Annotated in this window: 10 protein-coding genes; all 10 read right to left on the reverse strand. The window is 58.2% G+C overall.

All coding sequences use genetic code 11. The annotated features are described in order from the left end of the window. The gene (locus tag LAP85_04190; GenBank protein MBZ5495579.1) at window positions 1-336 is read right to left on the reverse strand and encodes a PadR family transcriptional regulator; all 336 of its coding nucleotides are present in this window, start codon (window positions 334-336) and stop codon (window positions 1-3) included. 192 nt (window positions 337-528) lie between these two features. Continuing rightward, window positions 529-3,264, reverse strand: a complete 2,736-nt coding sequence (locus tag LAP85_04195) for an ABC transporter permease (protein ID MBZ5495580.1) — start codon at window positions 3,262-3,264, stop codon at window positions 529-531. Between the two features lie 20 nt (window positions 3,265-3,284). Then, window positions 3,285-5,933, reverse strand: coding sequence for an ABC transporter permease (locus LAP85_04200; GenBank protein MBZ5495581.1), 2,649 nt, complete (start codon window positions 5,931-5,933; stop codon window positions 3,285-3,287). Continuing rightward, a complete protein-coding gene (locus LAP85_04205) occupies window positions 5,930-6,289 on the reverse strand; it encodes a PadR family transcriptional regulator (GenBank protein MBZ5495582.1) in 360 nt (119 codons plus the stop codon). The genes LAP85_04200 and LAP85_04205 overlap by 4 nt, the downstream gene beginning before the upstream one ends. Before the next feature lie 851 nt (window positions 6,290-7,140). Next, window positions 7,141-9,813 carry an ABC transporter permease gene (locus LAP85_04210; protein MBZ5495583.1) on the reverse strand — a complete coding sequence of 891 codons (2,673 nt, stop codon included), beginning with the start codon at window positions 9,811-9,813 and terminating at the stop codon, window positions 7,141-7,143. Window positions 9,814-9,855: 42 nt separating this feature from the next. Further along, window positions 9,856-12,567 carry an ABC transporter permease gene (locus LAP85_04215; GenBank protein MBZ5495584.1) on the reverse strand — a complete coding sequence of 904 codons (2,712 nt, stop codon included), beginning with the start codon at window positions 12,565-12,567 and terminating at the stop codon, window positions 9,856-9,858. Between the two features lie 77 nt (window positions 12,568-12,644). Then, the gene (locus LAP85_04220) at window positions 12,645-15,305 is read right to left on the reverse strand and encodes an ABC transporter permease (GenBank protein MBZ5495585.1); all 2,661 of its coding nucleotides are present in this window, start codon (window positions 15,303-15,305) and stop codon (window positions 12,645-12,647) included. A 10-nt stretch (window positions 15,306-15,315) separates the two neighbouring features. Beyond that, window positions 15,316-15,651 (reverse strand): PadR family transcriptional regulator, encoded by a 336-nt coding sequence (locus LAP85_04225; protein MBZ5495586.1) that lies wholly within the window; start codon window positions 15,649-15,651, stop codon window positions 15,316-15,318. Window positions 15,652-15,975: 324 nt separating this feature from the next. Then, entirely contained in the window at window positions 15,976-16,476 is a 501-nt protein-coding gene (locus LAP85_04230) for an integrase core domain-containing protein (GenBank protein MBZ5495587.1), read from the reverse strand. 375 nt (window positions 16,477-16,851) lie between these two features. After that, window positions 16,852-20,208, reverse strand: coding sequence for a TonB-dependent receptor (locus LAP85_04235; protein ID MBZ5495588.1), 3,357 nt, complete (start codon window positions 20,206-20,208; stop codon window positions 16,852-16,854). Between the last annotated feature and the right edge of the window lie 112 nt (window positions 20,209-20,320).

Here is a 20,320-nt window from a genome sequence, read left to right on the forward strand (position 1 = left end):
TTAAGCCTCCTCTAGTTGCACAACGCTCGAAATCGCTGTCGAAAGACGATTCCAGTCGGCGGCTTCTCTCTCGAGCTGCTTCTTGCCCAATCGGGTCAACGAATAGTACTTGGCGCGGCGATTATTCTCACTGGGCTTCCATTCCGCCCGGATCCAGCCTTGCTGTTCTAGTTTGTGCAGGGCCGGATACAGTGATCCGTCGCTGACCTGTAGGATATCCCCAGAGACTTGCTTAAGCCTTTGTCCGATTGCCCAGCCGTTCAACGGCGACAATGCCAGGATTTTCAGGATCAGCAGGGCTAGCGTGCCTTGTACGAGATCAGCGGGCTTGCTCATTTTGTTCCCTCGGTTAGCGAGATGAGTGTACGCACATTCCACTCGGTAAGCAAGGGGAAAGTAATTTAGATATTCGATCGCTCGATCTCACTCACATTTGCTTGTGGCCACAACACATGCGGGATAAGGCTGGCGGTCGAGTGTTAAGGTCGAATAATTCCCGCCATGAGCTTGACGTGGGGATTCTCGCTTCTATTCGTGACGAACTGCCACCATTGGGTCAATTCTTGAAGCGCGGCGAGCAGGCAGATAGCCGGCAAGTAATCCTGCCAGAAGCAGGATTGTAACGGAGGCCGCTATCGATGCCGGATCGTTTGGCTGAATCCCGTACAAGAGCGACTTGACGGTGCGCGTTCCGGCAAGTACGGCGGGAACGCCAATCGCTAATGCGATCAGAGCGAGAACGAGAACCTCGCACAGGATCATCCATACGATACCGGCGCGTTGTGCGCCGAGCGCCGCGCGAATGCCGATCTCGCTGGTCCGACGTTCGACATTGTAGGCGACGGTCCCATATAGGCCCACGCAGGCAATCAATAACGCGATTGCAGCAAACGCCGTGCAGAGCCGTGCAAATGTGATTTCCTGGCTGATCGCCTGGTCGATATGCGCTGTTTGTGTTTCCAGTCCATTGATCGCCAGGCGTGAATCCAGCTGCCGCACAATCTGGCGCACGGCATTGGCTTGTCTTATCGGGTTCCCGGAGGTTCGCAGCTCGTACGTCATTTGGCGGGGCGGGCGAACGCCCTGTAGATAGGAGAGGTAGACCATTGGAGCAGGATCTTCTCGCAAAAACATGAACGCAGCGTCGCCGACAACTCCGACGATCTGATACGAGCTCTTCCCAATAACCACGGTCCTGCCGATCGGAGTTGTCAATCCGAGATTTTTCACTGACCGTTCATTAACGATGGCAACCAGGGATGATCCCGCACCGTCGTGCTCGTTGAATTCCCGACCCGCAAGGAGTGGAATCTGCATCGTCCCGAAGAACGCCGGTCCGACACTTAACAAGCCCGCTCGGGTTGCTCCAATACCTCGAGCCGGCGAAGCCGGGAGGGGCGAAACGCCCGGCACTGTAATAGGAGCCACCGATCCCCCTCCCGTTGGCAGCGGACGCACGGACAAACTCACGCCTGTCACGCCCGGCGCCCGGCTCAGCCGCTGCTGGAGGTCCGAGTATAGGCGGTTCAGCGGCGCTCCGCCGTAACTGGTTGCCTGGGGCTTGATGGTGAAGAGCAGCACCCCTTCACGATTAAATCCGAGATTAATGGCATGCAGGTTTGAGAGAGTCCGTAAGAACAGACCCGCCGCTACCAGCAGCAGGAATGAAAATGCGATTTGCGCTATCACCAGGGCCCTGCCCAATGTGAGCCGGTTCCAGGCCCGGTGGCTATTGCCGGCCAGCGTAATTGCGCGCACCTGTTTGAGCGCCGGCATCACATCGAACTTCGTGGCCTGTATGGCCGGGGCCAGGCCGAAGAGCAATCCTGTGAGAACAGAGAGTGTGATCGTGAAATTCAATACGGCCCAGTTGAGCTCAGCGTGGAGGGTGAAATTGGCTCGCCCGTTGGCGAGCAACAACGTCAACGCGTGGATGCCCCATGCCGCAACTGCCACGCCGAGCCCACCTCCCAATGTCGCAAGGAGCACACTCTCGGTCAAAAGTTGACGGATAACGCGCACCCGGCTCGCACCAATGCTCAGCCGCACTGCGATCTCGCGCCGGCGCGCGAAAGCGCGCGCCAACAGTAAGCTCGCAATATTAGCGCATGCGATCAACAGGATCAGGCCGGCCATTCCCATCAGCACGTAGACCGGCTTGGAGTACTGCCGCCGCAGACTGTCAAGCCCTGTGGCGCCTTCCTGAAGCATCAACTGTGGAAGATCGGCGCGTTCTTTTTCATTGGAAGCGGACTCTTCGACGAACCGACGGAATTGCGGCGCCAGCACAGCCTGCGCCTGTGCCAGGCTCACACCAGGATTGAGCCGGCCCATGACCTCGATCCAATAAAAGTTCCGATCCTGATACTGCTGGGCCACTCCGGCGAGTGCGGTCGGCGGTTCGAGAAGCATGTTGGCATGCATGGGTAGATAGATGTCCGGTACGTAACCAGCCTCTGCGCCAAAAAACTCCGGCGGCGCCACCCCAACCACAATGAACGGCTTGTCGTTGATCCGTATCGATTGCCCCACCGCTCGGCTGGAATCGCCAAACCGCTCCGTGCTGAAACGATGGCTCAAGACTGCGACCGCTGCCGTACCGGCCTCGTCGTCGGCTGCCAGAATCAATCGACCCGCAGTAGGACGCACAGCCATGCCGAGGAAATAATCTCCCGACACATATTGCCCTTTGACGGCGTCAGTGTCTTCACGGACCGTCACGTTGAGACTCTCCGTTACGAAGTAGCAAAATGCGCTTGACAGGAGGTTCCTGTTGTCCTGGAACAGTTTCAGGGCAGGATAGGGAAAAACTGTGCTGATGGTGCCTCCGCCAGGAGGGGTATAGGTCCCACCTGTGGACGTCGAAATGCTCATGGCCACCGAAGCAAAGTCCTTGGCGCGCCACTTCATCACCACCAGTGATTTCGGATCCGAGACAGGCAAAGTGCGAAACAGGATAGATTCCATAAAGCTGTATATCGCCGTGTTAGCGCCGATTCCCAGCGCCAGCGAAAGCATGGCCAGCGCGGTAAAGGTCTTGTTGTGAAACATCGAGCGCAGCGCGTAGCGGAGGTCCTGGCCAAGGTGTTCCAGCCACATCCAAGTGAAAACCGCGCGGGCGTCCTCGGCGGCCAGAGTAAGGTTGCCAAGTTCTCCGGGTTCTGCCAGCTCTTTCAATGATTGCAGTTCTTCCTGCATGTCGAGCTCTTCGGCGCGGCGGCGCGATGGCAACAAATACTTGAGCTTTCTCCATTGGCCCATCATTGCCTCCGACTATGGCAAGGTCATTCGTGGCGAAGCGCGAGCATCGGGTCGACAGAAGCGGCCCGGCGCGCAGGAAACCACGCCGCCACGCACGCGACGAGAACGAGAAACGCGGCAGCAACCGCGAGCAGCAGCGGATTTCGAGGCTCGATTCCAAACACGATCTTTTCAACCAGGCTGCTGCATGCCAGCACCGCAACACTTCCGAGCGTTACACCGACAGCACATACCAGGAGCACGTCGCGCAGCACTAAGGCGAGGATGCCCGAGCGCGTTGCGCCAAGGGCCATGCGGATGCCGACCTCGTTCGTCCGCTTGGTCACTTCGTACGACAGCAGACCGTAGATGCCTACGGCTGCAATCGCCAACGCAAGAGCGCCAAAGGAACCAGCAAGGAACGCAAGCAGGCGATCGCGGTCCAGGGTCCGGTTGAGAAGCTCATCGGCGGTGTTGATGCTCCTTATCGGCAGCCGTGGATCCACTTGTCGGATCGCCTGACGAAGAGCGTTTTCCAACCCGAGTGGCGCTCCGGATGTGCGCACCAGGAACTGTAGACTCCACATGCGATCCCCCGGCTGATACTTCGTCAGGTAGATCCAGCGGCGCGGCGTTGCCCGAACGTTGTCGACGCGCATGTCGCGCGCGATCCCGACCACCTCCCATGCCTCCTTCTTCTCGCCGACGTACACCGTCTCCCCGAGGGGGTTCCGCTGCTGGAAGAAATGACGGGCAAACGATTCGCTCACCACGGCTGCGCGTCGGCTTCCAGTGGAATCTTCTTCGGTGACATCTCGACCGGCAACGAGCATTGCGCCGATGGTCGTGAAATAGTGCGGACCTACACGGTCGAACCAGGCAGAGGAATCTGATTCCTGCACCGGCTCAAATCCGTCGACGTACACGTCACGGCTAGAGTTTCGGCCCGCAAAAAAGCCGTTTTGAGAATAAGTCACGGCCCTCACACCGAGCAGCGAATTCAGCCGTTCGACTATACGGGCGACAATGATCTGGCCGCGGTTGAGATCGTATCCCGCTTCCGTCGTATTCATATCCAACACAACAAGGTTGCTGCGGTTCAATCCGATATCGTAGCGAACCAGCTTCTGCAAGCTGAAGGAAAACAGGCAAGCCGCAGCTGCAAGGAAGAGTGACAGGCCAAGCTGCACGCATGCCAGTGAACGCCCCAGCCGTCTGCGCTCGCGCCCAGCGATTCCTGAACGGCCGCGTGCCTGTAGTGAAGGAAGCAGCGGGCCCCGCAAGGCGCGCAGTGCCGGCAAGAGCCCGGAGATCAGTGCCGCCGAAACCGCAATTAAACACACGAATCCCAGCACAGAGCCGTTGATTCCATGAGAAATCACCACGGGTCCTCCCCGAAACGTGATCATCGCCAGCAACGCATTCGCAGCAGGCCCGCTCAGAAGCAAACCAAATGAGGCGCCGAGGATCGTGAGGACCAGGGATTCGGTCAGGAGCTGGCGGAGTATTCGGGCGCGGCCGGCTCCAATGGCCAGGCGGATGCTGAGTTCGCGGCGCCGTTCGCGGGCGCGAGCCAACTGCAGGCTCATCAAGTTGAGGCAACCGAGCAGGAGGCCGACTCCGACCATGCCAAAGACCATCTTCAGCGGTTCGGAAAAGCGATCACGCAAGATGGAGATGCCGCGCTCGAGGGACAGCAGCCGCAATCTCTGCTGTTTGAAGTGCTCGATATTTATCGGTTTTATGTTCGTTCCGAGCCGGCTGACGTTGATGTCCATCATCACCGGCGTCAGCGCGTCGGACGCCGCTTGTGCGTTGATTCCGGGACGCAACCGACCAATGAAGTCCAGGAAATTGGTATTGGGAGAATCAAGCCAGTTTTGATTCGGGAACACGGCAGGTTGAAGTGAGAGCGGCATCCACAGGTCGGGAGACTGCCCGACTTCAATTCCGAAGAATTCAGCAGGCGCAACACCTATAACAGAGAGGGGCTGGCCTTGAATCCGGATGGTGCGGCCCAGTACCGAGACATCGGATGCGAAATAGCGCCTCCAGAATCGCTGACTGAGCACAACCACAGGAGCAGGATTCGCCCGCCGATCGTCTTCCGGCGTGATCGTCCGGCCATGGGCGGCGGCTACACCGAGCAAGTCAAAGTAGTTTCCCGTTACCAGATCCACCGAGGCCCGAAAAGGTCCTCCGCCAAGATCGACATCCCGGATCTCTATCGTCGTGGCGAGAATCCCCGTCATCCACTCGCCCGAGCGGGCGCTGAACTGCTGCCACGCGAAGTAGGATGCGGTGCTGCTCTGTAATTGCACCAGTTGTCCCGGCTGCCGGACGGGCAGCGTTCTCAGCAGCACGGCATCGATCAGACTGAAGATCGCGGCATTGGCTCCAATGCACAATCCCAGTGTGATCACCGCAATCGCAGTAAATGACGGTTCACGGCGAAGCACGCGAAAGGCGTATCGGATGTCTGCCAGTACGCTCTCCAACCACCTCCATTTCGACACGGCGCGGGCATCTTCCTTGGCAAGCGTCAGGTTTCCGAGTGCCCTGTGCGCCGCGATGGGCGAGCCAAGGTCGTCTGCGGCCAGGTTTACGATCGACTGCAGCTCTTCATCAAGCTCACGATCTTCCGCGCTGCGCTTCCAGGGCAATAGATATAGCAGGCGGGTCCACCATGTCATGATTGCGAACCCCTCGGATCAGATTTCAGAACACTCGACATCGCAGCCACAAACTGCTGCCATTTCGATTCCTCTTTCACCAGCTGCCGTTTCCCCGCGGGCGTGAGGCGATAAAACTTGGCCTGCCGATTGCGCTCGGAGGTTTCCCACTTGGAAGAAATCCAACCTTTCAATTCAAGCCGGCGGAGGGCCGGATAAAGCGAGCCGAACTCGATCCGCAACGCCTCATTGGATGTCTGATGGATGGCCTTGGCAATTCCGTAACCATGCAGCGATCCGAAAATCAGCGTCCGCAGCACAAGCAGATCGAGCGTACCTTGCAACAAATCCGTGCCGTGCGATTGAAGTTTTTTCATGTCGCGCAGTTTGATTGAAATACACATCAATGTCAAGATATTCTTTATATAGATATTCTTTAGATTGATGAAACCACAGTGGTGTGTCGGCCATCAACTTCGCGTTCCGTCTTGCCCGGGGCAGGGGAAATGGGGACACCCCAATAACCAGATACCTTTTCCTCAACTCAGCACTGCAATTGGCTGCCATGTTCCAATAGAAATGCCTTTAGGATTTGTAGGAGATGGCGTCGATCAACACTCTCTTTGTCGCGACGTTCAGGTACGGTAGCGGGATCGCCGGCCCGCAGGTGCCCAACACGACGACGTTTCGCGGCGGCAATTAGGCAACGCCGCATCCGCAGTACTACCGCAACACCAGCATCGCGCTGAGCGCGCCCGACCAGCCGGCGCTGAGCCACCGCACGATCATCGTCTCGGGCGTTCTGGCGGCGGAGTGTCAGCACGTGATGCAGCAGTTCCTTCGGGAGAAGTAAAAGAACTCTGAGAAGGCTGGGTGGAGATCGAAAGCGATTCCCCCTTGCCCTCCTCACAGTGGATGGACGACGATAGAGTACGGGTTCATGTTGTCGCCCACGACGGTGCTGCTGGACCAGCAAGGCCGCGCGATCATGCGGCACATTGGATTCAGCCTCGCACGCGTGCGCGCGATAGAAGCCGGAATCAACAGATTGCTGCAGCAGTGAACGCGAGCGAGGTAAGGCGCTACGTTTTCTCTAGCGGAAACCGCGGCGGCGAAACGGAACGGCACACGATCAGCTGAGGCAGGCACCAGAGATCGACCCTCTTCGATGCGAGTAGACCTGGTCCTGAGAGCGCGCGTGACCACGCCCTTGCCGCAAGTCGTCGTTCTATTCCGCGCGCAGAGTGACGGAAGGCTCGATCCTGCTGGCACGTCGTGCTGGCAGATAACAGGCCAGTAAAGCGATGATTCCCAGTAGCAGCGCGAGAAGAACGATCACGGAAACTTGGGATGAAGCCAGCCACCAGAATTGGGACGAGAGAACCTTGGAACCCAGGATGGCCGCAGCCAGCCCGAATCCGATCCCGGTAATCGCCCATCGTGCTCCGTTTCGGACCACCCGACCGACAACCGATCCGCTCGAGGCGCCCAGAGCCATTCTTATGCCGATTTCTCTGGTTTGGGCGGTAACGGAACGCGACGTTACTCCATACATGCCTATGCCCGACACCACAACTGCGGCTGCAGCGATGCTCCCTAACAGCACGATCAAAAACGCCCAGGGCCGGGCCAACTCATCCCGGGCGTCCTTCAGTGTTCGGATGGCGGTGACGGGCTGATCAGGATCCATGCGCTTGATTATGTCCCTGATCCGCGCGGTAAGGTCCACGGGATCCCCGTCTGTATGTAGGACGAGAGTAGCATTGCTATACTCAGTGAAGTTGGAGGGCAGGTATACGGCATATTCGGGTTTGCGCACAAAACCCAAATTGACCACGTCGCTGCTGATCCCGACTACGGTATACCATGCGTTGTAGACCCGCACCTTCTTCCCGATCGTTTCCTGCCCAGCCCAGACTTCACGGGCCATACTTTCGCTGACAATGGCAACGTCTCGATCGACATCCTGTTCGGTGAAGAAGCGTCCCTTTTTCAGCGGGATTCCAAGGGTTCGCCAATAATCCGGGCTCACAGGTTCGCAAGAAGCAGTCAGCTTCGCCCTGTCATCAGTCTGTCGGTCCTTCTCATAATCGATTCGCGTGGATGCCCCTTGCCACATAATCGGCAGGTCCAGCATGAGCGCGGCCGAGCGCACACCGGGGAGCGTCCGGACTTCGGAAAGGAAGTCTCCGAAGAGTGGTTTCCGGTTCGCTTCTTTCCCGGTGCTACTTTTTGCTAGCGAGAGGGTGACCGCCAGGCGGTTTTCGAGGGGGAATCCCCAATTGAAATTCCAGAGCTGAAAAAGGCCCCTCAGAACGAAACCGCCGCCTGACAGGAGCAGTAGCGAAAGTGCAAACTCCCAGACCACCAGGATGCCGCTCAAGCGGCGCCGACGCACCACGGAGGAGTATCCGGAGGCGAAGTTCTTAAGGGTTTCGAGTGGTTCGACCCGGGTGCTGGTCAAGGCGGGGACGATTCCAAAAACGAAGCTGCATGCGACGGAAACCGCCAGCGTGAAGAGCAGCATGCGGCTGTCGATTTCGAATTTTTCCACTCCAAACGCTGCGAACGGATTTGATAGTGCAATGAAGAGAGACAGCGACCATCTGGCAAGCAGCACGCCGACTGTGCCCCCGAGCAGGGCAAGCAACAGGCTCTCAGCCATCAGTTGTCGGATGACGCGCAGCCTGCCGGCTCCCATCGCGATGCGCACGCCGATTTCTTTTCTCCTGTCTGTGCCCTGAGCCAGCAGGAGGTTCGCTACGTTTGCACAGGCGATCAGCAGGAACAAACCGAATGCAGCCATGAGCAGCTTCCCCTCTCCCGCCGTGCCTTTCTGCGCAAATGACCGATGCACCCCTTCCATGCGGACGCACCAGTCTTTCTTCTCCGAGGGAGGATAGAAACGAAACGCGTACTCCTTCGGGTGTTGCTCCACAAGGTGACGCATGAGGATGCTCATGGAATTTCGAGCCGACTCGAGCGCGACACCGTTTTTCAGGCGGCCCATAACCATGAAGACATTGTAAGCACGCGCGGATTCCTCCTCGGAGGCAACGAGTGGAATCCAGAGCGCGGACCCTCCTTCCATCGGCAGGGAGCGAAATAGTTCAGGCATTACACCCACGATCGTAGTGGCCTGCCCGTCAATCCGGATGACTTGGCCGACGATATCGGACCGGCCGCCAAACGAAGTCTGCCAATAACGGTAGCTCAATATCGCAACAGGATGCCGCTCGGGCGCAAAGTCTTCCGAAAGGAAGGTGCGGCCCAGCCCGGGTTGGATGCGAAATAAACGGAAGTAATCACTCGAGACGCGGTCGCCTTTTATGCGGCGGGCCTCGTCGCCTCCGGCAACATTGAGTTCTTTCGTCTGGTAGGCCGCGAGACCTTCGAACACTTGGTTGTGCCTGCTCCAGTCGACGAAGGTCGCATAGGAAGATCTAGCCACTGGCCCAGACGGACTTAGCGGTGCAAGGGCTTCTCCGAGCAGGACCAGCCGATCCGAATCAGGATAAGGCAGTGGCTTGAAATAGAGGGCGTTCAGAATGCTGAAGAAAGCGGTGTTGGCGCCGATCCCCAACGCGAGCACCATGACGACCATGGCGGCAAATCCCGGTTTCTTCCTCAAAATCCGGACGCCGAATGCCAGGTCCCGATGGAACTCGTCAATCCAGCGGATCCCGCTGGCCTCGCGGCATGCCTCTTTCGTCTGGTCCATGCCGCCGATTGCGATCAGCGCCTGCCGCCGCGCTTCCTCGGCATTCATTCCACGTCTGAGATTTTCCGAGATCTCCATCCGCAGATGGAATTCCAGTTCTCTCTCGAATGAAGACTCTGAGCCTGAACAACGTACGAGGTGAATGAGGCGCCACAGAAAGGCACGAATCGAAGCCCACATCGTCTCCTCCTCCGATCCCAATAAGGGCGGGATAGCAAGTGGCTACTCGTTTCGCAACGCGAGCATGGGATCTACGCGAGTGGCTCGCCGCGCGGGCAGGTAGCACGCAGCAAGGGCGGCGATCGTCAAGAACATCGCCGCACCTGCAATCGTCGCCGGATCGTTGGGCTCGATTTCGAAGAGCATGCCGCGCAGAACGCGTGTCAAGGCGAGAGCTCCCACCGTGCCGATGGCAATGCCGGAAACGGCGAGCCGCATCCCTTCTCTCAGAATCATGCGGAGGACGTCTGCCCGCTGCGCGCCCAGCGCCAAACGCACGCCAATTTCATGCGTCCGCTGGACGACGGAGTAGGAGATCACGCCATAGATGCCGACGATCGCCAGGATCAATCCCAGGACGGCGAACGATCCCACGAGCGCCGTCTGGAATCTCGGCTCCACCGAGGAATCTGCCAGGATCTGATCCAGGGTTTCGATGTGCGTAACCGGCGCGTCCTTACCCGCGGCCTGAATCACGCGCGTTATCGCCGGGACCAGGGGCATGGGGTTTCCGGATGTCTGAACGATAATGTCCCACTGATTGCCTTCGGGTGCGAACGGCGTGTAGTACTCCGGCATCGGCGATTCCTTCAGGGCGCGGTTGCGGACAGCATTTACCACACCGACGACTTCCATCCACTGGTGCCGGCCGTCCCTGTCCATCCTGACGCTGAATCGCTTCCCGAGCGGATCCTCGGCAATATATTTATGGGCAAAACTCTCGCTGACGATGGCCGCCTGCGCCCCCTCGTCTCCCGGTTCAAAATCACGCCCCTTCCGCAGGCGGATTCCGAGGGTGGCGAAATAGCCTTGAGTGACGGAACCGCCGATTATCACGTGCCCGGCCGGCAGTTGATCACCCTCCCGGCCCTCGACGTACAGGCCGACCGGGCCTGAACCGGGGTAGCGAAATGTGGCGTAAGGGCCGCTGAACGGGCCGCCCAGGGAGAGCGCCGCGCGCTGTACTCCCGGAAGCGACCGGATCTCATGGAGCATATCCCGGGCTGCCATCCGGCACTTCGTCGCCCCGTCCCTGCCGCTGCACTCCAAATCAGGGAACCTCGCCTTCATGGTGAGAATGTGGTTTGAGTCGAGGCCGATGTCCGTGCTCATGAGCCGATAGAAGCTGCGCCCCATCAGTGCTCCCCCCGCCACGACAATGACCGCCAGTAGCACTTCCAGGATCACGAGCGCGCTTCGGAGGCGATGCGGCCGCCTCATCGCAAGTCCGGCAAACGAATCACCCAGGACGCCTCTCAGCGCGCCTCCCATGCGCCGGGACGATGCCTGTACGGCCGGTGCCAGGCCAACCAGAACTGCTACCAGCAGCGAGATCCCCATGGTGAACCAGAGCACGCTCCCGTTCAGCCGGATGAGATCCACCCGCGGAGTATTCGGCGGGGCCAGGGCGCGCAGCAGCCGAACTCCCCACAGGGAAAGAAACAGGCCCAGTGCGCCGCCCGCCAGCGCGAGCAGCAGGCTCTCCGCCATGAGTTGCCTCAGGATGCGCGGGCGGGACGCGCCGAGCGCTTTTCGGATTGCCAGTTCGCGCTGGCGCGTCCATGACCGCGCCACCAGCAGCGAAGTCACGTTCACGCAGGCCATCAACAGCACGAATCCCACCGCGCCCATTAGAATCCATAGGCCGGCGCGCACGTTTGGATCGATTCCCAGATCAAGACTCTTGGCAGACAGGTTCATCAGTTCCGGCCCCGCACGTTTGACAAAAGCCTTCGGATAGGACGCCGCAAAACGGGCGGAGAGCGGTTGGAGCTGGGCATTGAGTTGGGCAAGGGTCGCCCCCTTTTTGAGCCGCGCAATGATGATCGAGTATCCGCCGTTTGACGCGTCCGCCGGAGACGGAACCTGGGGCACCCACATGCCGACGGCACTCCCGTCGTATTTCCCGGCCAGATAGGACAGGTAGATGCCGGCGCCGAATTCTCTCGGCATTACGCCGAGGACGGAATACGGCACTTGATTGACGGAAATGTCGCGCCCGACAATACCGGGGTCGCCGCCGAACTCGTCCATCCAGAGACGGTAGCTCAGGACCGCCACGTGGTCGTTCCCGGCCTGCGTGTCGTCGGCAAGGATGGGCCTTCCGAGCAGAGGCCAGGTTCCCACCAGCGGGAAGAAATCGGCGGATACGTGTGCCGCCGTGACCTGCGTCGGCGCTTTGGCTGCTCCAAGGGGCAGGCGGCCTAATTCGTAGGTCGCGATGTGCTCCAGCGTGCTGCATTGCTGCCGGATGGCGCGCAGCTCCGCGTAGGCTACATATATGGCCACCTGTTCCCGCCGGATCGTCACCAGCCTTGAGGAGTCCCGATAGGGCAGCGGCCTGAGGAGGATTCCATATACCGCACTGAAAATCGCCGAATTGGCGCCGATGCCGAGCGCCAGAGTCAGGACGGCGATGGCGGTGAACCTGGGCGATTTGCGCATCATGCGCCAGCCGTAACCGAGGTCCCGCCTGAACTCAGCGGCCCATCGGATCGCACACGTTTCCCGGCACGCTTCTCTCGTCTGTTCCATGCCCCCAAGGGAGATGAGAGCTTGCCGCCGCGCCTCTTCGTGGTTCATGCCCTGACGCAGGTTCTCCTCGATCTCCATCTGCATGTGGAATGCCAACTCCTTCTCGAACTGGGGTTCTGATTTCGAACCGCGTGCGAGATGGATCACGCGCCACACAAAGGCACGAATCGATGCCAGCATTATTACCCTCCGCTTCGAGGTGCAAGAATCACTCGGTACGATCCAGGCACACAGGTCGAGACACGAAGTGCACTAGCTCATTCGTTCCGCAACGATTCCATCGGATCCGTGTTGGTGGCGCGCATGGCGGGGAAAAAGCCGGACAGCGCAGTCACCAACGCTATTACCGTGGTAACAACAATCAGCGTCGGTGCGTCGTGCGGACCGATACCAAAAAGAAGGCTCGCAAGGAATCGCGTCAAGGCCATGGATAACAGCAGGCCGGTGGCCAAGCCGAAGAACGCCGATGTCATCACTTGCGCCAAAATCATCCGAACGATTTCAGGTGGACGCGCTCCAAGGGCAACCCGAATCCCGATCTCGCGGGTCCTGAGCCCGACAGAAAATGAAACCACTCCATATACACCGACTGCCGCCAGCAAGGTTCCCAACACTGCAAAGAGCCCAACCAGGGTGGAATAGAAACGGGGTTGATCCACTGATTCCCAAAGGATATCTTCCACGCGCTGGACTCGCTGGATCAGCGCCGTTTTGTCAACAGATAGAATTCGGCTGCGTATTTCTGGGATCAGCCTGGCCGAATCCGACCGGGTTTGCACTATCAGTGAAAAGTAACTGCCTCCTCGATAGGGTCGGTAAAGGGTGAGACGCGGCTCTTGCTGCAACCCGTGCTGTCTAACGTCCCGCACAACCCCGACAACCGGGATCCAAGGAAGGGAACGAGGACCCAAATGGAGCCGTTTGCCGATCGGATTTTCCCCGGGCCAAAGCAAGTGAGCAAGCGACTCGCTTACAATCACCTCTGCCGGCCAATCGCGCACAGATTCCGCAAACGTCCTGCCCTTCAAAATCTCGAGGCCCATGGTCCGGAAGTAGTCTGCGCTCACGCGTGCATCGTCAATGTCTTCAATAGTATCCCCTAGACCTGCGGGTGGTTCCTGTTCTAACAGACCTTTCGTGCGCCACGAAAAAGAGCCTGCTACGCCGGTCAACGGCAACGAGCTGACTACGCATGAGGACGCCACGTGGGGAAGAGCATTAATGCGGCGCAAGATGTCTTCGTAAGCCAATGGCGGGCCCTCCGGCCGTTGACCGAGCGAGAGCTGGAGTATAAGCAGGTTCTTCCGCTGAAATCCTGGATCTACCTTCATAAGCCTCACGAAACTGTTGATCAGCAGGCCGGCCCCGGTCGCCAGGACGAGCGCCAGTGCGATCTCGGAAATCATGAGCGCATTGCGGTATCGGCTATGCGGTTGTCCTCTATTCCCATGTGCCGACTTCAAGGTCGAATTGAGATCGAGCCGCCAGGCGCGCAGCGCGGGAGCGAGCCCGAAAAGAACACTTGTCAAAATGGATAAGCCCATGGCGAACGCGAATACTCGGAAATCAACATTGATTTCGAGGACGCGCGGAATCGTTTCCGGACATGCGCTCACAATCAGGTCAATGCCCCACTTCACTGCCAGGAAGCTGAGTGCTCCTGCAACCAGGGCAAGAAATCCGCTTTCGGTCAACTGCTGCCTCAGAAGACGCATGCGGCCGGCGCCGACCACGGCTCGGACTGCAAATTCCCTTTCTCGACCAAGCGCCCGCGCGAAAAACAGATTTGCTACGTTGGCGCAGGCGATTAAGAGCACCAGCCCGACTGCTCCGAGCAGTAGCTTCATCGGGCCCTCAATATTACCGACGATTTCTTCCCGCAGCGGCACAACCGTGACGCCCGATTTCGCTACTCCGACGGGCCCGCGATTTTCCTGTGCCAGCCGGTTCGCGATCAGAACCATTTCAGTGCAAGCCCGGTCGAAAGGAACTCCAGATTTTGTTCGCGCAACTACCTGCAGCCAGCTGGCAGCGTTGCTTAGCGACCTCATCTCTGGCGCTATTGAAACCCAAAGTTGAGGTTGCTGAAATCCATACTCCGGCCGTGTCAGTCCAGGGAGTACTGGCCTAAAGTCAGGCGACAAAACGCCTGCCACTGTATAGCTCTTCCCGTTTAGTTGGAGTCCGCGTCCCACGACGGATGGATCCGATCCGAAGCGATCCCTCCAAAATTGATCGCTGATGACAGCAACGGGGGCCGCGCCATTTTGCTCGTCGGAAGCAAGGATGGTTCTACCAAGGGCGGTATTGATACCAAGCGTCGAGAAAAAGGTGCCCGAGACGGTGGCTCCCGGAATGATTTCCTTGGTGCCCGACTGGTCGAAGACGAAACCTCCGGAACTGTAGGCAGCGATATCCTTAAAGTTCGATATTGCTGCCCGCCAATTGATGAAGTTGAAATAGGAAACCCGCTGATTCGTGCCGCGCCGGATGTCCTTCTGCCAAATCATGACGAGTGAGCCGGGATCTTTATATGGCAGCGGCCGCAAAATGACTGCATTGACCACGCTAAAAATTGCGGTGTTGGCTCCAATCCCCAACGCCAGCGTGATGATAGCCACTATCGTGAAGCTCGGATTTCTTCGCAATATGCGGACTGCGTAACGCAGATCCTGTTGGAGTTCATCCAGTAAACGGATTCGGCTGGTGTCGCGATATTCCTCCTTCGTTTGCTCCAAGCCACCCATAGCGATAAGCGCTTGCCGCCTGGCTTCTTCGGAACTCATGCCCTGACGCAGATTTTCTTCGATCTCCATCTGCAGATGAAACTCCAGCTCATTGGCAAGAGTAGCTTCTGACTTGGTCCGGTGATTGAGATGCAAAATGCGCCACAGGAAAGCTCGAATGGATGCCGGCATCGCCGCCTCCCTATGCGCCGTCAAGTACCCTGTTGATGATCGCCATCATGCGTTCCCAGCTTTCCGTTTCCTCGCGGAGCTGTTTGCGGCCTGCTTTGGTGATGGAATAGAAACGCGCCTTGCGATTCTGGTCCGAGGTGCCCCACTCCGCGGCAATCCAGCCGCGCTGCTCCAGGCGCAGGAGCGCCGGATAGATGGTGCCCTGGGTCAGTTGGAGCGCATTGTCGGAAACTTGCTGAATGCGGCGCGATATCCCCCATCCGTGCATCGGCCCGATGGTTTCCAGGGTTTTGAGCACGAGAAGATCGAGCGTGCCTTGCAACACTTCCGATTTAGGCTGAGTCATGCTTCACTCCTGTAGACGATCGTAAACACACCTTAAAACTCGAACGAGCAACTGTCAACAAGAAAACAGTCGAACACCGTCGCCGACTTCTCGATTGTCATGATGGGAACCACCGACAGAGAGGTGTCCCTACCAAATATCCAATCCGAATGAAATCGAGGTGTTGGCGCTGTATCGGAATTTGCATTTCGAGAGGAATTTTTCAAGAATCTGCTGCTTAATGGTGCTGATTGATCAGGATTTCGTCGTCGAATTGGCCGTTGCTGCGCACATCGGCGCACCGGATGGGAAATACCAGGGCCGAACTCGTGAAAATGCTGGAATTCAGGCAGCCCTGCGCTCGTATCGATGATGAAGCCCGCCTACTTCGGGGAAGGCAAAGATTTTGCCCATGTGCGGCGGCTGAACGGCCCTGCCATCGGGAGAGTCCTTCCCGAGCGAAAGATGGCACCTTGCGCCATGATAATATCGAAAGTAAAAAAACAAATGGCGGCGGAGCGACAGCTCATCAATGACAATAACATGATCGAGGCATTCTCTGCGGATTGAGCCGATGAGCCTCTCGACGTACGGGCTCTGCCAGGGCGAACGGAATGCGATGAGCACCTCGCTGATTTCCAGGCTCTTAGCCTGCGCCTTGAAGGCTGCACCATAGATGCCATCGCGGTCCCGAATCAGATAGCGCGGAGCGTTGTCCCAGGGAAATGCATTTAGTATTTGGGCTGCGGTCCACTCGGCGGTCGGATGCTCAGTGACGTTAAAATGTACGACGCGCCTGCGATCATGAGCCAGTACAAGAAACACGTGGGAGGCAATTCCGCCAATTGGGCCAGAACCGGGAGAGAAGGACCCACAAGATTCGATCCGACGCCCGGAGCCGGAACCGTTTCTTATTGGCTCTTTGCAGCACGACGAGTTGCTGACGAAGAGCGAGAAGTTCCAATTGCATGGAGGCGCACGTTCGGAGCGTGGAAACAACGGCAGCGAACAATGAAATCAGCAAGTTAAGCATGGCTCAGGACGATACCAGCGCGAATCCGCAAGAGCAATGATCGGAATCGTTACGAAGTTTTTAGCAGGCACACCGAAGGCCCGCACGGGTTGTCTCAGATAGCGTCACGCCGTCAGCACTGGGGCTCGCAGGGCCAATGGCCCGGGAACGCCCGGTTCGGCCATTGGCCCGCAAGAGCGTGCTCTGAATCAGAACGAGTACTTCAGTCCGAATTGGATCTGGCGCATGGCAGTGGACGTTGACGTCACCACTCCGAAGTTTTGATGGGCAGCCGTGCCCGGCTTTCCAGGTCGGACCGCCCCCGACAGAATGTTCAAGTTGGGCATCCCCCAGTTTGGGTGGTTGAGAACGTTAAAAGCCTCCATCCGGAACTGGAGTGCGTGGCCTTCCTTGTACGGCATCCGGAATTGCTTGTGTACTTCGAAGTCGAATTGGATAACCCCCGGTCCCCGGATTGAATTGCGCCCGGCATTGCCGAATTGTCCGGGAGGAGCCTCGACAAAGGCATCCAGACTGAAATATCTGGAAGGGGTCGGGTTGTCGAGATAAGGGCTGATACCCGTCGCATTGGGGCGATCGTATCCGCCCGAACCGGTGCCGGCATTATCCACTCCGCCAATAGTCAGATGGCCGGCCTGGCCGGATTGCAGAGTGAGGATGCCGCCGACTTGCCAGCCGCCGACGATTGCTTCCACCACCGGGTTGGTGAGGTTCAGTGCCCTGCCTTTGCCGGCAGGCAAATCGTAAAGGACGGAGGTCACCATCCGATGCGGTGTGTCAAAGGCAGAGGGTCCTTTTTCGCAAGCGAGGCAATAGCTGTTTTGCGGGTAAAGAGTATCACCTCCCTGGACGCGTATGCCACTGGTAGTGTCAAGCGATTTCGACCAGGTGTAGGAACCTATGACGCTAAATCCCTGGCTGAACCGGCGTGTCGCCTTGATGCTGAGGGAGTTGTAACTTCCGTCCCCGCCGTCTTGCACCCACTGGATATTGCTGAAGCCCTTGTATGGACGCCGGGAGGTGACACTGCCGACCGTGCCTGGAATACCCTGGTTCGCATCCTGGAAGCCCTGAAGGTGCCGGCTCATCGCACCCAGGTATCCGACCTCGATCGCCCAGTTGAGGGTCAACTGCCGCTGAATGTTGAGCAAATACTGCATGAGATAGGTTGTGCGGTGGTCGGGGTTCATGGCATACGCGTAAGGAGACGGCACGTTGGCATAGGTGCCGCTGGGGGGGACGGCGTTGCTCCAGAAGAGGTTGGGGGTTCCACTGTTGGACTGGAGAGTGACACGGCCCCCGATGTTCCGGGCCAGGTCGAAATACGCATTGCCGATTTCCTGGTTGTAGAACATGCCAAAGCCGGTGCGGATCACCGTCTTGGAATCGGGCGAAAACGCAATACCCATGCGCGGGGCGAAATCACGATAGGACGTATGCAACAACTGATCAGGCAGCAGCCCGTTGCTGCATTTTGCGTCGACAGTAGTCCAGCGGATGTTGATCGCTGGAGGCCCGGCATATGGATCGGTGCAATTGCCCTGGCGGAGCATGTACGGAATCTCGGACGACGGGGGGTTCGAGTTTGCCTGGATGTGCGGTACGTAAGCTGTGAACAAGTTATTGAGGTTGTTGGCCCAGGGTGGTGTCACCTCCCAGCGCAAGCCCAGAGACAGAGTCAGTTTCGGCGTCACCTTCCACGTATCGTCAAAAAAAACCGCCTCGACGTTCCGCTGAAACTCGGCCTGGGCAAGGGCTACGGCCACTATCGAATTCCAGAGATCGCCCAGCAGGAACTCGGCAAATGCATCGCCTCCCGTTTTGCTCGGACTCTGTGTCGCATTCGGCTGGAACGCAAACTGGCCGCGGGAAAACTGGTTGCCCTGCTGATTGAAGTTCTGGCGATTGTATTCGAACCCGAAGCGGAAGCTGTGTTTGCCGTGTGTCCAGGCTAGATTATCGACCACTTGGAGCGTGTTGTCGTCGATGAAATAAGGACCGTCCTGCACGTCGCCGATGGCGACGAAACCGTCCCCTGCAAAGGAAGCCATCGGAACGCCCCACGAGACTGGGGGGCCAGGCTGGAGGCCCGGAATCCCGATAGTGGACACCGAGTCGGTCTCGTACGCCGAGCGAGTGCCGAGGGAATTGCTCAGCTTCGAGTAGCCGAAACGCGCTTCGTTCACCAGCCACGGGGTGATGGTCCGGGTGTTGGACCCCAGGTACTGCTTGTAGCTGGTGAGGATCTTGCTGCCGGTGATGCTGATGCCGGTCGTCGACTGGTCCTCGTCACCATAGCTATATCGTCCCATCCACTGCGAGTGCGCCGATTCGACGAAGTCCATCCGCAGCGTGAATCCATGACGGTTGTTGGGAGAAGAGTTCATCTGTGTGTAGTTGTTCGAAAAACCCGGGAGGTTGGAATGGACATAGTATTTCAGAAAATTCTTCGAGATTGGATCGATCCGGTTCGGAGGAATGATGTTGCCGTCAAATGGCAACTTGGTGTTCGGATCATAGATCGTCGTGGGCCAGGCGCTGAAGTCGCCATTGAACATGGCTTCGGTCGGGACGGAATAGGTGGCCAGGGAACTCTGGCGCTGGGGTTTCCATTCAGAATTCGCCATGAAGAACAGCCGGTTGCGCAGGTCGAGAAGTTTGGGAATGCGCACCGGGCCGTCGAGTTCGAAGCCGTAATCGTTCCATTTGAACGGCGACTTGGGGCGAACGGTGGTGAAACTGTACGGCTTGGCATCCCAACTATCGTTGCGGATGAATTCGAATAGCGAGCCGTGATAGGCGTTGCCGCCGGACTTGGTCACCACGTTGATTTGGGTGGACTGATGGCCGAACTCGGCCGGGTAGACGCCGGTCTGGACCTTGAATTCCTGAATGGCATCGATCGATGGCAGCACGACATAGGTGTTGAAATCCGGGTCGGTGTTGGTGACACCGTCCAGCGTGAAGTAATCGAACATGATGCGGGCGCCCCCGGCCGAAATGGATTGAGAGGCCCGTTCGCCGCCCAGCCGGCCGGCCGCCTGACCCGAAATCGGCGAGAGCGTGTTGGCGTTCGCCGCCAGCGCGACCAGGTTCAGGTAGTTGCGGCCGTTCAGTGGCAGTTCCGTAATCCCCTTGTTCTCGATCACGGTGCCAAGCGACGCGGTCTCCGATTGCAGCAGCGGTGTCGAAGCCGTGACCTCGACCGTTTCGGAGACTTGCCCGAGCTCGAGAGCAAAATCGAGACGGACCGCCTGCTGAATTTGGACCTGAACGTTACTGCTGGCCGTCTTGAAGCCGGCCATTTCCACTTTGACGCTGTACATGCCTGGGGCCACAGCGGGGAAGGTATAATCTCCCGAACCTGTCGACAGGGCAGTTCGTACAGCATTCGTTGCGATGTTGGTAAGGGAGATTTTCGCGCCCGGTACGGCGGCACCACTCGGATCGCTGATGTGTCCCGTTACCTCACCGGATGTCTGAGCGAACAGAGGAATCGCAAAGAGAGCCACGAGCACGGCTGAAGGCAATAGAAAACGCCTCATTTTCGAGAACCTCCTTTAATGAATGGTTGGGCATTCGTTGATAAACGGCGCTTCGAGGCGGGGATAGGTCGCTCGATAGACGTTGGCCGCAGCGGGTTGATCATTGCCCGAC

This window comes from Terriglobia bacterium (genome assembly GCA_020072565.1).
In the GTDB taxonomy this organism is placed as follows: domain Bacteria; phylum Acidobacteriota; class UBA6911; order UBA6911; family UBA6911; genus JAFNAG01.